Origin of the sequence: Streptomyces sp. NPDC088730 (assembly GCF_044751215.1) — a bacterium.
Taxonomy (GTDB): Bacteria; Actinomycetota; Actinomycetes; order Streptomycetales; family Streptomycetaceae; genus Streptomyces.
On the sequence record NZ_JBIVLK010000007.1, the window covers coordinates 82,501 to 96,362 of the forward strand.

General features: G+C 71.5%; 10 protein-coding genes. All 10 read right to left on the reverse strand.

Annotated elements, in window-relative coordinates:
• Positions 1–38 precede the first annotated feature (38 nt).
• Positions 39–452, reverse strand: coding sequence for an SRPBCC family protein (locus ACIP89_RS21870; RefSeq protein WP_402116250.1), 414 nt, complete (start codon positions 450–452; stop codon positions 39–41).
• Positions 449–1,468, reverse strand: a complete 1,020-nt coding sequence (locus ACIP89_RS21875) for an aldo/keto reductase (protein WP_401929012.1) — start codon at positions 1,466–1,468, stop codon at positions 449–451. The genes ACIP89_RS21870 and ACIP89_RS21875 overlap by 4 nt, the downstream gene beginning before the upstream one ends.
• 51 nt (positions 1,469–1,519) lie before the next feature.
• Positions 1,520–2,344: an aldo/keto reductase gene (locus tag ACIP89_RS21880; RefSeq protein WP_401929014.1), complete on the reverse strand. Its 825-nt coding sequence runs from the start codon at positions 2,342–2,344 to the stop codon at positions 1,520–1,522.
• A 156-nt stretch (positions 2,345–2,500) separates the two neighbouring features.
• Positions 2,501–3,715, reverse strand: a complete 1,215-nt coding sequence (locus ACIP89_RS21885; RefSeq protein WP_401929016.1) for an ROK family transcriptional regulator — start codon at positions 3,713–3,715, stop codon at positions 2,501–2,503.
• Positions 3,716–3,864: 149 nt separating this feature from the next.
• Positions 3,865–6,957, reverse strand: coding sequence for an alpha-mannosidase (locus tag ACIP89_RS21890; protein WP_402116253.1), 3,093 nt, complete (start codon positions 6,955–6,957; stop codon positions 3,865–3,867).
• Positions 6,950–8,953 (reverse strand): DUF2264 domain-containing protein, encoded by a 2,004-nt coding sequence (locus tag ACIP89_RS21895; protein WP_401929020.1) that lies wholly within the window; start codon positions 8,951–8,953, stop codon positions 6,950–6,952. Before ACIP89_RS21895 ends, ACIP89_RS21890 begins: the two co-directional genes overlap by 8 nt.
• Positions 8,950–10,578 carry an extracellular solute-binding protein gene (locus tag ACIP89_RS21900; RefSeq protein ID WP_401929022.1) on the reverse strand — a complete coding sequence of 543 codons (1,629 nt, stop codon included), beginning with the start codon at positions 10,576–10,578 and terminating at the stop codon, positions 8,950–8,952. The genes ACIP89_RS21895 and ACIP89_RS21900 overlap by 4 nt, the downstream gene beginning before the upstream one ends.
• 14 nt (positions 10,579–10,592) lie before the next feature.
• Positions 10,593–11,534 carry a carbohydrate ABC transporter permease gene (locus tag ACIP89_RS21905; RefSeq protein ID WP_401928526.1) on the reverse strand — a complete coding sequence of 314 codons (942 nt, stop codon included), beginning with the start codon at positions 11,532–11,534 and terminating at the stop codon, positions 10,593–10,595.
• The gene (locus tag ACIP89_RS21910; protein WP_401928525.1) at positions 11,531–12,502 is read right to left on the reverse strand and encodes an ABC transporter permease; all 972 of its coding nucleotides are present in this window, start codon (positions 12,500–12,502) and stop codon (positions 11,531–11,533) included. Before ACIP89_RS21910 ends, ACIP89_RS21905 begins: the two co-directional genes overlap by 4 nt.
• Before the next feature lie 128 nt (positions 12,503–12,630).
• Positions 12,631–13,587: a hydroxyacid dehydrogenase gene (locus ACIP89_RS21915; RefSeq protein WP_402116254.1), complete on the reverse strand. Its 957-nt coding sequence runs from the start codon at positions 13,585–13,587 to the stop codon at positions 12,631–12,633.
• Positions 13,588–13,862 lie beyond the last annotated feature (275 nt).

A 13,862-nucleotide genomic window follows, 5' to 3' on the forward strand; every position in this document is an offset into this window, starting at 1 on the left:
CCTTATTTGTTTGGACGTGGGCGGCACTGTCCGCCGGGTCAGGCGGAGAGTGTCCTCTCCAGTGAGGCGAGCCCGTCGCGGTAGATGCCCCCGAAGAGGGCGGTCGCCTCGCCGTCGGCGACTCCGTCCGGTGTGAACGTCCCCGACCACTCCACCCTGGACCCCGCCGCGCCCAGGTCGACGACCTTGAGCGTGGAGCGGTAGCCCGTGACCGGGAAGGGTGCCCGGACTATGGAGTAGGCGTAGCTGCGGGCCCGCTCGTCGAAGGACTCCAGGCGTTCCACGATGACGCCGCCCTCCTCGTTCGTCAGAGTGCGCAGCCGGGCACCCTCACCGAACCGGCTCTCCTTGATGTACGGGAGCCAGTCCGGCAGGGAGCCGAAGCCGCCGATGAGCTGCCAGACCCGGTCCGCGGACCACGCGGTGGTGAGGGTGGCGGTCGTGGAGGTCATGACGCTTCCCGTAGGGGAACGGGTGCGTCGTGGGCGATGATCTCCTGGTCCCGCAGCGCCTTCCAGAAGGCGTACGGCACATTTTCGGTGAGCGCGCCGAGGTCCTCGGCTATGCGGCTGGGGCGGGTCGCGCCGGGGATGGCCGCGGCGACGGCCGGGTGCGCCAGGACGAACTGGAGCGCGGCGGACTTGATGCCGATGCCGTGCTCCTGCGCCAGCGCCTTGATCCGGCTCACCTTCTCGACGATGGCGGCGGGCGCCTCCGCGTATTCGTAGTGGTTGCCGCCGGCGAGGATGCCGGAGCTGTAGGGGCCGCCGACGACGATGTCGACGTCGCGCTCGGCCGCGGCGGGCAGGAGGCGCTGCAGCGCTCGTGAATGGTCGAGCAGGGTGTAGCGTCCGGCGAGGAGGAACGCGTCGGGGCGCGGCTCGTCCAGGTCCAGCGTCATCTCCAGCGGCTCGACCTTGTTGACGCCGATCCCCCAGGCCTTGATGACCCCCTCCTCCCGCAGCCGGGTCAGGGCGCGGAACGCACCGGTGCGGGCGCTCTCGTACATGGACAGCCAGCCGTCGCCGTAGAAGTCCTGGGCGATGTCGTGGACCCAGACGATGTCGAGGCGGTCCGTCCGGAGGCGCTTGAGGCTGTCCTCGACGGAGCGCAGCGTCGCCTCTGCGCTGTAGTCGTTGACGATCCTGTTGGGACGTCCGTGCTCGAACAGGGCTCCCTTTTCACCGAGTTGACGGCTCGTGGGGTCCTCGACCTCGTCGAGGACGACCCGGCCCACCTTGGTGGACAGGACGTACTCGCCGCGCGGCTTACCGGCGAGGACGTCGCCGAGGCGGATCTCGGCGAGGCCGGCGCCGTACAGCGGGGCCGTGTCGAAGTAGCGGATGCCCTGGTCCCAGGCGGCCTGCACGGTGGCGGCGGCCTCTTCGTCGGGGATGGCGCGGAACATGTTCCCCAGGGGGGCGGTGCCGAAGCCGATGCGGCCGGGCAGCAGGGAGCGGATGGTCATGGGTGGTGCCTCGATCTTGTGTGGGGGCGATGTGGTGGTGGCCGGGGAGGGTCAGTTGAGGGTGTCCGGGTCCGGTCCGGTGCGCAGGGCGCGGTCCAGGGCGGTGAGGGCCTCGACGTCCCCGGCGCTCAGCCGGAAGCCGAAGACGTCGAGGTTCTCGCGGATGCGGGCCTCGGTCACCGACTTGGGGATGACCACGTTGCCGGTCTGCAGGTGCCAGCGCAGGACGATCTGGGCCGGGCTCCTGCCGTGCTTCGCCGCGAGGGAGACGACCGCCTCGTCGCTCAGGACGGCGCCCTGGGCGAGCGGGCTCCAGGCCTCGGTGGCGATGCCGTGACGGGCGTGGAATTCGCGCAGCTCCCGCTGCTGGAGGCCGGGGTGCAGCTCGATCTGGTTGACGGCCGGGACGACAGAGGCGCTCTTCAGCAGGCGCTCCAGGTGGGCGGGCTGGAAGTTGGAGACGCCGATGGCGCGGGTGCGCCCGTCCGCGAGGAGCTTCTCCAGGGCGCGCCAGGTGTCGGAGTAGAGGTCGCGGGCCGGGGTCGGCCAGTGGATCAGGTAGAGGTCGACGTGGTCGAGCCCGAGCTTGTCCAGGGAGGCGTCGAAAGCGGCCAGCGCGGAGTCGTAGCCCTGGTCGGCGTTCCACAGCTTGGTGGTGATGAACAGCTCGTCACGGGCGACGCCGGATTCGGCGAGCGCCCGGCCGACGCCCCGCTCGTTGCCGTAGACCGCGGCGGTGTCGATGCTGCGGTATCCGGCGTCGAGGGCCGTGGCTACGGCGGCGGTGGTCGCCTCGTCGGGGACCTGGAAGACGCCGAAGCCGAGCTGCGGCATGGTGACGCCGTTGTTGAGGGTGATGTTCGGGATGGAGCTCATGTTGTTCTCGCTACTCTCCGGGGGGACACGCGTGCAACAGCGCCTTACAAGCGATAACAATAATTGCATGCGCGGGCTATTGCAAACGCACCATGACGGCGTGCGCCTTATGCCCCGGGGGCTCCCCGGCCGCGTGTCCCCTCGCCCGTTGTCCCCTCAGCCCAGCAGCAGGGACCTCGGCTGCGCGGAGAGCGCCTGGTCCAGGACGAGGGAGGCCGCACCGACGGCAGCCACGTTCTCTCCCAGGGTGGTCGAGGCCACGGTCGTGGCGTGGGTCGCCCTGACGAACGGGGACCTGGCCACCATCGGCTCGATGGTGGCCAGGAGACGCTCACCCAGTACGTGCCAGGCAGGTCCGCCGAAGACGATGCTGTCCACGTCGAGCAGGGTCGCCGCCGCGCACACCCCCCGGCCGACGCGCAGCCCCAGGCGCTCGATGATGCCGTCCGCCTGGGCGTCCCCCTCCGCGGCGAGCTGTCCGAGGCGCTCCAGTCCGCTCTGCGCGTCGGCCGGATCGAGCACGGTGTACTCGCCACCGAGCACGCCGAGCGCGATGGCCTCCTCGACCAGGGTCCGCGTCGAGCAGGCGGCGCCCAGCCCGCCCACCTCGCCCGCGTTCCCGGAGACGCCGCGCAGCACGGTGTCGTCCACCACGAGCCCCATGCCGGAACCCGTACCGAGGTAGAAGAAGAGCAGGTTGCGGCTGTCGGGACCCGCCCCCGCCCAGCGCTCGGCGACGACGGCGGCCGTGACGTCCTTGTCGAGCAGGGCCGGGAGCCCGGTCGCCTCACTGAGCCGGTCGCGCAGCGGATAGCGGCCCCAGCCATGCAGTTCGGGCGGTTCCACCACCCAACCCGCGGTGACGTCTACGGGCCCCGGCGCTGCGATGCCGAGACCGAGGATCCGTCCGTCGTCGATCCCGGACTCCGCCACGATCCCGGACACGGACGCGGCCATGTCCGCGACGGTGCCGTCGGTGTCGCCGCCACTGGGGGTACGCCCGCTGCGCTGGGCCACCACCTTCCCGAGCAGGTCCACCAGGACGCAGGTGATCACGGCGGGGTCGAGGTGGACGCCCACCGCGTACCGGGAGGTGGGGACGATCTCCAGCAGGGTGCGGGGCTTGCCGCTGCCGGTGTTGTGCTTCCCCGACTCACGGGCGAGGCCCTGGTCGAGCAGTCGTCGGGTGATGTTGGAGACGGTCTGCGCGGACAGGCCGGTGGCCTGCGCGAGCTCCACCCGGCTCAGGCCGCCGCTCCCCCGCCGGCGGATGGCGTCGAGGATCACGGACTCGTTGAAGTCCCCCATCCTCGGCAGGTTGGTGCCACGCCTGATGGCGCCCTTCTCCGTGCTCGCCGTCTTGCTCGTCAACGTGCCTCTCCCAGCCTCGGCGGGCGGCGGCGGAACCGCCGCCCCGCCTGCGACGGCAACAGAATCGATGGAATGGTACGACGCGGGAGGGACAGCGCGCCGGGGACGAACGCGCCCCGGGGCACAACTGTCCCTCTCTCCTGGCGGTTTCACTTCCTCACCGCCGGTCGCAGGCGCACCGTGCGGATCTGGAAGGGCCGGAACGCGAGGCCGACCGCCCCGTCCTCCGGCGCCAGCTCGCGCTCCGGCTGCTCCAGCAGGTCGCAGTCCTGTGCCCCGGCGAGCGGGAATCCGGCGCTCAGCCGGGACCCGACCGCTCCCCCGCACGCCTCGTACAGCCGCACCACGACGTCGCCGCTCCGGTCGTCGGCGAGCTTGACGGACTCCACCACCACGTCCGTGGTGTCGAGCGTGACCAGCGCGGCCGCCTGCGCCGGGGCCGCCCGCAGCGGCAGGTTCAGCGCGTAGCCGCCCGCGACGGCCTCCTCGATCCCGGCGCCCGCGAGCAGCGCGTAGCCGAAGCGGTGGGTGCCCCGGTCGGCCTGCGGGTCGGGGCTGTGCGGGGAGCGCAGCAGGGTCAGGCGCAGCGTCGTGGTGGTCCCGCCGCCCTGGCGGGTGTCGCGGCGCACGTCGTGCCCGTAGGTCGAGTCGGTCAGGAGCGCGGCGCCCCAGTGCCGCTCGCCCACGTGCACCCAGCGGTGCGCCCACAGCTCGAAGCGGGCGGCGTCCCAGCTGGTGTTCTCGTGGGTGGGCCGCTGCACATGGCCGAACTGGATCTCCGCGCTCTCCCGTTCCGCGTGCACATCCAGCGGCCAGGCGGCCTTCAGTACCGTGTCGCGCTCCTGCCAGTCGATTTCGTTGCGTACGGTCACCTGGCGGCTCTCGGCGGCGAGTTCGATGTGCTGGACGAACCGCGAGTCGCCGTGGACGCGTTCGACCCGCACCGACGCGAGCAGCGGGCCCCCGTCCGCGAGTGCCACCGACTCGCAGGTGTCGAGGTCGTGCACGACGTCGCGGTAGTAGGAGTCGATGTTCCACGCCGACCACAGGTTCGGGTCGTCGGGGTGGAGCTGGAGGAGGTTGCCGGCGGCGCCGGGGGCGATCGCCTCCCGCCGTGCCGTGTGGTCGTACACCGAGGTGACCAGGCCGCGCCGGTCCACGACGACGGTCAGCACGCCGTTGTCGAGGACGAATCCGTCGTCCTGCGCGCGGGCCGTGACGGGCTGGCGGGCCTGTGCCGTGCCGCCGGAGGCCAGCGGGCCGGCCTCCGCGAGGACCGCCGTACGCCCGTCGGCGAGGTGCTGTGCGCCGGGGAACCCCGGGTCGCCGGCGAGAACGGCGACCTCGCGGCGCGCGTACGGCCCGGCGTTGAGGAGCGCGGGCCGGCCCGGCAGCCGCTCCGCCGCCTCCGCGATCAGCGTCTCCAGTTCGGCGTGGATCTCGCCGTACTCCCGCTCGGCCTGCTGGTGCACCCAGGCGATGGACGAGCCCGGCAGGATGTCGTGGAACTGGTTGAGCAGGACCCGCTGCCACAGCGATTCGAGCCGTTCGTACGGGTAGGGCGCGCCGGACCGTACGGCGGCGGTGGCCGTCCACAGCTCGGCCTCGCGCAGCAGCGCCTCGCTGCGCCGGTTGCCCCGCTTGGTGCGGGCCTGGCTGGTGTAGGTGCCGCGGTGGTTCTCCAGGTACAGTTCGCCGCGCCAGACGGGCAGTCGCGCGCCCTCGCGTTCGGCGCGTGCCGACTCGAAGAAGGCGTCGGGCGATTCGACCACGATCTTCGGTGAGCCTTCGAGGTCGCGCAGTCGGCGGGCCTTCTCCAGCATCGAGCGGCTGGGCCCGCCGCCGCCGTCCCCGTAGCCGAAGGGGACGAGGGAGCGGGTGGCAACGCCCTTGTCGCTGAAGTTGCCCTCGGCGTGGGCGTTCTCACCGGCCGTCAGTGAGGCGTTGTAGCTGTCGACGGGCGGGCAGTGGGTGAAGATCCGCGAGCCGTCGATGCCCTCCCATTCGAAGGTGTGGTGGGGCAGCCGGTTCGTCTCGTTCCACGAGAGCTTCTGGGTGAGGAACCACTCGGCGCCGGCCAGTCTGGCGAGCTGCGGGTAGGCGGCGGTGTACCCGAACGAGTCGGGCAGCCAGATCCCGGGCTGTCCGACGCCGAACTCCTCGGCGAAGAAGCGTCGTCCGTAGACGAGCTGGCGGGCGAGCGCCTCACCGCCCGGCAGGTTCCCGTCGGCCTCGACCCACATGCCGCCGACCGGCACCCAGTTGCCGTCGGCAGCCGCCTTCTTCATCCGGGCGTAGATGTCCGGGCGCTGCTGTTTCATCCACGCGTACTGCTGGGCGGAGGAGCAGGCGAAGACCAGCTCGGGGTACTCCTGGGCGAGGGTGGTCATGTTGGTGAAGGTGCGCGCGCACTTGCGTACGGTCTCGCGTACCGGCCACAGCCAGGCCGAGTCGATGTGTGCGTGGCCGACGGCGGAGAGGGTGTGCGCGGAGGCGTGCGCGGGCCGGGACAGCGCGTCGGCCAGAAGCGCCCTGGCGCGCGCCGCCGTTCCGGCGACATCGGCCGGGTCCACGGCGTCGGCGGCGCGGCGCAGGGCGTAGAGGATCTCGTGGCGCCGGGTGGAGCTGAGCGGCAGCTCGTGCATCAGCTCGTCGAGCACCTCGATGTCGTGGACGAGGTGCCACACGTCTTCCTCGCGTACCGCGATGTCGGCCTGCCTGAGGCGGTAGAGGGGCGCGTTTCCGGCGGTTTCCAGGGAGCCGTGGTGCAGGTGCAGTCCGGCGCTGCCGACGATCGGCGGGTTGGCGGCCAGCTCGATCAGCAGGTCGATGGCGGCGCCGCCGGTGGCTGAGCCGTCGAGGAGCACGCTGCGGTTGTACGGGTGCAGACCCTGGAGCGGCGTGCCCTGGGCATCGTGGACCAGGCCCTCGGCCTGGCCGCCGGGCCCCTTGGACAGGTCGAAGTCGAGGTCGAAGACGGCCTCCACGCGGCGCCCCGACCAGTCTCCGGGAATGTCGGCGCGCGCCCGCATCCAGGTCGTCTGCCAGGGGCTGCCCCAGGCGTCACCGATCGTGAAGGGCTCGTAGTCGGCGCCCAGTGCCTCGGCGACGGGGACGGGCTCGCCGTCCACGCGCCAGGCGCTCAGGGCCAGCGGTCGTACGGCGCTGTAGACGGCGGGGCGGACGGTCCGGTCGAGCAGCTTGCGGATCCGGTCCTCGATGATCCGGCGGTCGTCATGCACGGAACTGGTCCTTCCAGGGGTCGTACGCGGTGTCGTCGGGGGCGGGCAGCCGGATGGTGTCGTGCGCGCCGTCGGGCCAGCTCACGTCCGCGAGCAGGGCGTCGCCCTCGGCGCGGGTGGTGACCTGGGGCAGGGCGCCGGGGCCGGTGCCGCCGAGGTGGATGAGGGCGACGTGGACCGCGCCGTGCGTGACGGGTCCCTCGGTCGCCACGACCGGGGTGGCGGAGGAGGCGCCGAGGGCGTTGCTGCCGGCTCCGGCCACCGAGGCCGCGCGGGGCAGCCGGTGGGTCCCGATGACGACGGAGACCAGCCCGTCGGCCCCCTCGACCCGGGCCGCGGCCCCCTCGACGGTCGCGGCGCCGGCCCCGGAGCGGGGATCGACGGCCAGCGCCCAGCCGCCGACACGCAGCCGGTGGCCGGCCGCCGTCCCGCCGTCCGCACGGTCCTCCGCGCAGTCGTCGACCCGTACGGCACGCACTTCGACGGACCCCCGCAGGGCCGAACCCGTGGTGATCCAGGGGCCCAGGGCGTAGCGGGTGTCGGGCCCGCCGAAGACGTCCCAGGTCGCGTCCTGCGGCCAGTGCGCGCGGGACCGGGAGACGGCCGTGGCCCCGCCGATGGAGATCCGTTCCGCGGGGCGCCGGTGCGAGGCGCGTCCCGCCGCGTCCAGCAGGACGACCGCGTTGTCGAGCGGGTCCGCGTCCGCGCTGCCGCCGGGGACCGTGGGGTCTCCGGGGGTCTCCGGGGCGGTGTGCGTCGAGTAGGCGAAGCGGGCGTAGCCGGGGTCGTCGGCGTGCGGGCGGGCCGGGTCCGCGTGGTCGCCGCCGTGGTTGACGACGCGGACGACCCCGTCGGCGGCGGTGCCGGAGACGAGCCAGCCGGGCGCGGTCAGGGTCCGCGTGAAGTCGCCCTGCTCGACGGGGAGTGAGGACACCTCCTCGGTCCACACCGGGTGCTCGGGCGGCAGGGCGAGGCCGATGAAGCCCTTGCTCGCCCAGTACGGGGAGGCGGGGCCGGAGTACCCCTGCAGAATGCCGCGGAAGGGCCGGTGCCAGCCGAGTGTCAGCAGGCCGTTCTCGTCGGTGGCGCCGTGGTCGGTGAAGTGGTCCAGCATCCGGCCGGCGAGTGCCCGGGTCTCCCCCGGTGCCAGCGGTGTGGCGTCGAACAGCGCGCCGGTCCACAGCGGGGCGAGCGCGGCGTGCCGGTAGGTGAGGGAGCGGCCGTGGACGAGCGGCGAGCCGTTGCCGCCGATCAGGAGCCGCTGGTCCGCCAGGAATCGGTGCAGCCTGGCCCGGTAGCGGTCGAGGAGTCCGCTGGGCGCGGCGTCGCCGAGGATGCGGCAGAACCACAGCGGGTAGAGGTGCATGGCCCAGCCGTTGTAGTGGTCGAAGTTGCGGTGGGCGGCGCCGGTGAGCCCGTCCGAGTACCAGCCCTCGCCCGCGTACCAGCCGTCGGTGAGGGCGATGACCCGGTCCAGGTCCTGCTGGCGCCACTGTCCGCCGGCCGTGCGGGCGAACGCCTCGGTGACGCCCTGGAACCAGATCCAGTTGTTGCCCGGCATCGGGTCGCCCACCATGGGCGCCAGCCAGTCCAGGACCCGCTGCCGGACCCGCTCTTCGAGGCGGTCCCAGATCCACGGCCGGGTCTCGTGCAGGGCGATCGCGATCGAGGCGGCCTCGACCTTCGCCTGGCCGCTTTCGGCGAAGGTGGGCCAGCGCTCCGGGCTCGCGGGGTCGGTACCGGCGGCCAGGCCCGCGGCGTACCAGCCGGCGAGGTCGAGCGGGTCGGCTCCGCCCGCTCCCGCCAGCCGGAATCCGGCCAGCAGGAAGGTGCGGGCGAAGCCTTCGAGACCGTCGCTGTGGACGCCGTTGTGGCTCGGGACGCCGGGCAGGCCGATCAGGGCGTGCTCCTCGCTGGCGTAGGGCCGTACGGCGAGCAGCATCCGTTCCGCGGTGCGCTCCCAGTGGGCGCGGTCCTGGGTGGGGGTGCGGTTCATGACTGGCGGCTCTCCCATGCCTGTTCGTACTCCGCGCGGATCCGGTCGCCGGCCTGCTTGCGCCAGTTCCGCATCGCCTCGTTCCACTCCTTGAGGGGGACGCGGCCCTGCATGATGCCCTTGCGGGTGTCGTCCAGGGTCTTCTGGAGCAGCGCGGACATCTTGGCGTTGGTCGGCGAGTAGAGGTCCTCGGTCGGGTTGGCGAGCAGCCGTTGGACCGCTTCCTTCTGGAACGCGTACTGCGTCTTCACGATCTCCGGCCTGGACGGGTAGTACAGCGTGAAGGGCGCGTCCGTGGCGAAGATGGTCGGCAGGGCGACCTCGGCCTGGCCCTTCGGGGTGAGGATCGGGTCGGTCCCCTTGAGGGTGTGGTCCGTGCCGGGGACGCCGTACTTGCGCAGCAGGTAGCCGTCCGTGCCGAAGGGCGAGGCGAGCGCGTTCATCGCGCGCAGGATCTGCTTGATCCGCTCCTTGGGCGCCTTCTTGATGATGAGCATGCCGTAGTAGGACTGGCCCTGCCATTGGACGCCCTCGCCGCCGTCCCAGCCGGGCGCGAGCAGGTAGCCGAGTTCGAAGCCCTTCGTGGCCGGGGCGTACATGGAGTAGTAGTCGTTCCAGGCCACGGGCCCGTCGGGGTTCAGGACGGTCTGTCCGGTGCCGAACCAGTCCTTGACCTTCCCGGTGACGCTGTAGGCGTCCGGGTGCATCACGCCGGCCTTGGTCATCCGGCGGACCGCGTCCAGGGTCTGCCTGGCCTCCTCGGTCTCGAACCACCAGGTGAACTTCCCTCCTTCCTCACGCCACTTGTTGGGTCCCCCGAGCATCTGCATCACGGTGTCGAACGCGGTGATGGGGTCGCCCATGGCGTACTGGCTGTGCTTGCGGTCGGTGACGTCCTTGCAAAGCTGGAAGAACTCCTGCCAGCTCTTCGGGTCCGGGTCGAGGCCCCGTTCGCGGATCAGGTCGAGCCGGGTGTAGACGGGGCCGCCGGAGAGCGGGCGGGGCATCGGGATCGCGTAGATACCACCGTTGAGCACGCAGGGCGCCCAGGAGGGGGACGGGATGTTCGCGAGGTACGGGTAGTCCCGGATGCTGTCACCGGAGAGATGCTCGGTGAGGTCCTGGAAGAGCGCGTCCAGCATGCCCGGGGTGGCGGCGGAGTTCTGGCTCGGCGGCAGCATCAGCATGGTGTCGGGCAGGTCGCCGCCCGCGACGGTCACGGCGAACTTGTTGGGGTAGTCGCTGACCGGTGAGATCTGGAAGTTGAGATCGCACCCGACACTTCTGTTCAGGGCCTGCCACATCACGTTGTCCGTGACCGGTGGCGGCACCGGGTTGAAGATCAGCGTCATGATGTCGATGGCCGGGCCCTTGGCGGGCGGGCCGCCCGGCAGTGACTTCACCGGCTCGGCCGGGAAGTTGAGATACCCGGGCGCGACACCGGCGGCGGTGGCCGGCATCGGCGTCGGGACGCCGTTGTACGGGATGTAGGCGGGGAGCGGCACCTTGGCGTTGGCGGCCTTGGCCGACACGGGGCGGTAGTCCCCGCAGCCGGCCAGGGTCAGTCCGGCCGTGACGCCGGCGGCCGAGGCCAGGAATCCGCGCCGACTCAGTGATGAGTTCATGACAGTTTACCCCTTTATCCCTTCACCGCTCCGACCATCACGCCCTTGTTCATGTGGCGCTGGAGGAAGGGGTAGACGATCACGATGGGCACGATCGACAGCACGAGGATCGCGGCCTGGAGGGACTGGGCGGGCGGCAGCGGCGCCCCGGCGGCGACATCCACCTGACCGCCGCTGAGCGCGGCGTTGTTGACGACATAGGTACGCAGCACGAGCTGCATGGGCCACTTCGACGCGTCGTTGATGTAGAGCAGCGCGTTGAAGAACGCGTTCCAGTACGTCACCGCGTAGAACAGGCCGATGACGGCCACCGCGGCCTTGGAGAGCGGAAGCACGATCCTGGTGAGGATCGTCGTCTCGGAGGCGCCGTCGATGCGCGCGGAGTCCAGCAGCTCCTTCGGGATGCTCATGAAGAAGGAGCGCAGCACGATCACGTTGAACGCGTTGATCATGGTCGGCAGGATCAGCGACCAGTAGCTGTTGATCAGGCCGAGCTGTTTGACCATCAGGTAGCTGGGGATGACGCCCGGTGCGAACAGCATGGTCATCAGCAGCATGAGGAGGACCGGCCGGTGGCCGAAGGAGCCGGGACGGCTGAGCCCGTACGCCAGCATGATGGAGCAGACGAGGCTCAGCGCGGTGCCGGCCACGGTGATGCCGACGCTGACCAGCATGGCCTTGGACACCAGGCCACCGGAGAGCAGCGCCGAGTAGGCGGACCAGCTGGGGTTGTCGGGCCACAGCACGTAGCCGCCGGCCCTGGTGACCTGGCCGGTGTCGGCGAGCGAGGTCGAGATGATCGCGAGGAACGGCAGCAGGACCAGCACGACGCAGATCAGCAGGATCAGCGATTTGAGGGCGCGCCACGGCGGGGATCCGGGGGTCTCCCCCGGGATGGCGCTGTAGGACCTGCGAGGCCTGCGGCGCACCGGGTGTGCGGGTGACAGTGTGGTCATGACTTGTACACTCCTTCCTCGCCGAACAGGTGGGCGATCTTGTTGGCGCCCAGGACGAGCGCGACTCCGATGACTCCCTTGACGAGCCCGACGGCGGCGCTGACGCCCCAGTCCCCGCCGAGGAGGCCGTGGTTGTACACGTAGGTGTCCAGGACCTCGCTGTTCTCCAGGCCGACACCCCCCTGTTGCAGCAGGATCTGTTCGAAGCCGACGGACAGGGCGTCACCGAGACGGAGGATGAGGAGCAGGATCACCAGGCCGCGCAGAGCGGGCAGGGTGACGTGCCAGGTCTGCCGCAGCCTGCTCGCGCCGTCCATGGCCGCCGCCTCGTAGAGGTCGTTGTCGACGCGGGAGAGCGCGGCCAGGAAGAGGATCGTGCCCCAGCCGGTGTCCTTCCAGATGACCTGGGAGGTGAGCAGGGTCTTGAACAGCTCGGGGTTCCCGATGATGTTCCAGGTGCCCATGTCGTGGGCCTGGAGGAACAGGTTGAGCATGCCGCCGTTGCCTAGCAGCTGCTGGAAGAGGGCGACGACGACCACCCAGGACAGGAAGTGCGGCAGGTACAGGACGTTCTGCACCCACTTCTTGACCCGTTCGCTCACCAGGCTGTTCAGCGCCAGCGCCAGCAGAATCGGCACCGGGAAGACGAACACCACCTGGATCAGGGTCAGTTCGAGCGTGTTGACGAGGGCCCGGACGAACTGGTCGTCGCCGTTGAAGAGGACCTCGAAGTTCTTCAGCCCGTTCCACGGGCTGTGCAGTATGCCGATGTAGGGCTGATAGTCCTGGAACGCGATGACGTTGCCCAGCAGCGGTATGTAGTGGAACAGCAGCAGGACCAGGATGCCCGGGACCAGGAACCAGAACAGGGCCGTGTCGCGCCGGCGGGGTGGGCGGCCGGGCCGCTCGCGGCCCGCCTGCCCGCCCTCCTCGGCCGCGCGGGCGGCCGGTTGCTCACGTGTTGTCATGACATCAAGCCCTTTCACCGGGGATCAGGCATCGTCGGCCGCCTCTCGGGGCCGGCTGCGTGAGGTGGTGCGCTGAGTGATGTGACGTCCGTGGGGGCGGGAAGCGAGCGCGCGGGGCGCGCGGCCGGTCAGGCCAGCCGCGGGAGCGCTTCGCGGGTGACCTCGCCGAGCAGCGGCTCCCCCGCCACCCAGCGCTCGGTCTCCTCGACCGCGTACTGCCCGAGCCGTCGCACCTCGCTGCCCTGCGCCCCGGCGATGTGCGGGGTGAGCAGCACGTTCGGCAGGGCCGACAGCGGATGGCCGACGGGCAGGGGTTCGGGGTCCGTCACGTCGAGGTAGGCCTCGACGCGGCCGGTCGCGCACTCCCGGGCGAGGGCGTCCGTGTCGACGACGGCGCCCCTGGCCGTGTTGATCAGCGCGCCCCCGTCGGGCAGGAGCGCGAGCATCGCGGCGTCGATCAGGCCCTCCGTCTCCGGCAGCAGCGGAACGTGGACGCTCACCACCCGGGACAGCCGGAACAGCTCGGCGAGGCCGGTCCGCCGCGCGCCGAGCCGGTGCGCGGTCTCATCCGTGATGTACGGGTCGTACAGCAGGATCTCGTGATCCGCGCCGGACCTGGCCAGTTCGGCCATCACCCGGCGGCCGATGCGCGAGGCGCCGACGATGCCCACGGTGAGTCCGTCGGCGCCGCAGCGGTCGGCGGCGCCGGGCCACACGCCGGGATATCCGGCGGCCATCGTCAGGGTCCGGCGGGCGGCGAGCCCGATGAGGGCGACGGTGTACGAGGCGACGGGTCCCGCATTGGCATCGGCGGCCGACGACACGACGATGCCGCGTTCCCACACCGCGTCGCTCACCAGGGACTTGACGGTCCCGGCCGCGTGGATGACGGCGCACAGCCGAGGAGCCCGCGCGAGGATACCGGCGGTCAGCCGGGGGCAGCCCCAGCCGCTGATCAGGACCTCCGCGTCGCCCAGCGCCGCCGCCAGATCGCGCCCGACGGGGGCGGGAGCGAGGCGGACGGCCTCGGACAGGCGGTTGCGCAGGTCGGCGGGGAGTACGGAATCGGCCACGGCGGGGTCCATGACGCAGACCGCGGCCGGCCGCTCGGACGGCTCCGGCTGTCCGGGTGGCCCGGACGATCCGGGCCGCTGCCGCGGCTCCGGTGGGTCGGGTGGTTCCTGTGAATCCGGTGGCTCGGGTGGTTCCTGCGAGTCCGGTGGTTCGGGGTGTGCGGCTCGGGCTGGCATGCGGGATCCCCTTCTCGGTCCTCTTCCGGTACGTACTGGCCGTCCGGCTCACCGGGACGCCGGCGGCGGGGCGTGCGCCGACGGCCTCCCGGCTCGGGTGCCGCCGTCCC